Here is a 2,091-nt window from a genome sequence, read left to right on the forward strand (position 1 = left end):
TGTTCAGGGTGACGTTTCCGGTATTGGTCAGGCTAAAGGTATAGGAGATGGTCTCTCCAGCCTCGGCATAGCCGTTTCCATTTTCATCGTTAAAGCTTCCTGCTTTTGCTATTGTCATGGCTGGGTTCTGCGTCAGCGGCGTAGTCTCATTGTTGCTATCCTCTGGATCAGTCAGCTCATCGGCATCAGCCGTAGCAATATTGTCTACCTGTCCACTGTCTACATCAGCCTGGGTCAAGGTATAGGTAGCAGTAAAGCTGGTGTTGTCAGAAGCACCCGGCGCCAGATTGATCGGTCCGCCGTTTACACTTACCATCGGATCGGTCACGGTGATATTGTTCAGGGTGACGTTTCCGGTATTGGTCAGGCTAAAGGTATAGGAGATGGTCTCTCCAGCCTCGGCATAGCCGTTTCCATTTTCATCGTTAAAGCTTCCTGCTTTTGCTATTGTCATGGCTGGGTTCTGCGTCAGTGGCGTAGTAGTGGGATTATTGTCTCCATCCGTTGGATCTCCATTATCCGATACATCGGTCACATCATCAGTACCACTTGGGCTGTCCCCGGTAGCAGTAGCCGAATTGGATACAAATCCTGCATCCATATCAGCCTGGGTGATGGTATATGTTACCGAAACGTCACCTGTGGCTCCCGGTGCCAGATCAGCCGGATTGATGGCCAGGTCATTACTTCCGGTCAGAGCATCATCAATGCTGATGTTGCTTACTGTTACATTTCCAGTATTGGTCACCGTGAAGGTATAAGTGATCTCATCTCCGGCATCCTTCACAGAATTGCTGTTAATATCGGAATAAACTGCTGTTTTAACCAGTTCGATAGCTGGTTGTGGAGTAAAGATCACCACCGTAGCATCATCTAAAGCTGGAGTGTTTGGGTCATCCGATAAAGAATCTGTTATATCATCGGTTTTGGCCGGGCTATCCCCGGTGGCTGAAGCCTGATTGGAATAGCTTCCTGCATCAATATCGGCCTGGGCTAAAGTGTATGTTGCATTTAGGCTTGAGGTTTCTCCGGGAGCCAAAGTGTTGATTATATTGCCTGCAGTAAAAGTTACATTAGCATCTGTAATCTCAATTTGAGAAAGGCTAACATTACCGGTATTTTCCACGGTGAAAGTATAGGTTATAATATCCCCGGCAGAATCTCCACCGGAAGAATCGGTATCAGCTAAAGCAGCAATTTTTGTTAATACCAGACCTGCAATATCATCATCGTTTATTGTAGCAGTAGCTTCTCCATTAGATCCCGTTATACTTACATCCTGGTCATTTGAGGTTACTATACTGATCGCTCCTGTAAAGTTTTCGGTAGACTCTATTATATCATCCCCCAGAACATCTACAGGAATGTTCACTGAAGAAGTTCCCTTGGTGATGGTGTAGCTTACAGCGGATTGTGCAGTATAGTCGCTTGCACCGGCCGATCCATCGGTAGTGGTAAAGCTTAGCACGATATCCTCCTGTGCAGTAGCTCCGCCATCGATACTGGCCACGAAGTTTCCTTGCTGTGTAGCTTCTGTTTCAGTGATGGTGAATCCTGCCAGGCTGATGGAGATGGCATCATTATCATTGATGGTTCCCACGCCCTGGTTATCGGAGATGGAAGCAGTCCCAGTAGTTACCAGGTTGCTAAGATCTACAAAGAAGGTCTCGGTTGGTTCAGCGATGGCATCCTCGATGATATCCACGGTGATGGTCTGGGYAGTTCCGTCAACAGACCCGGCARCAAAAGTGATGGTACCGGAGTTGGTGGTATAGTCACCTGGGTTTACGGCGCTATTATCAGCGGTGGCAAAGTCAGCATTTAGCTGATCCTGTATGTTCCCGGTAAGGGTTACGGTAAAGACGGCTGTTCCGTCGGCTTCGTTCACGCTTACATCGTTRATGGCGATACTGRCGCTATCATTATCATTGATAGTGGAGGTAGCCGTAGCGGTATTCAGGCTTACGTCCTGTCCGTTGGCATTGGTAATGCTAATTTCACCTGTAAAATCTTCTGTTGGTTCACTGATGGCATCACCYARRACATCTACAGGAATGCTCACTGAAGAAGTTCCCTTGGCGATGGTGTAGC

Annotated in this window: 1 protein-coding gene; it reads right to left on the reverse strand. The window is 47.6% G+C overall.

The features are described 5' to 3' along the window. Positions 1-2,091 (reverse strand): beta strand repeat-containing protein (locus tag FLP08_RS15410; RefSeq protein ID WP_202912785.1); only part of this gene is annotated, 2,091 nt, incomplete at both ends.

The sequence above is a fragment of the Christiangramia aestuarii genome, from assembly GCF_009735585.1.
Classification (GTDB): Bacteria; Bacteroidota; Bacteroidia; order Flavobacteriales; family Flavobacteriaceae; genus Christiangramia; species Christiangramia aestuarii.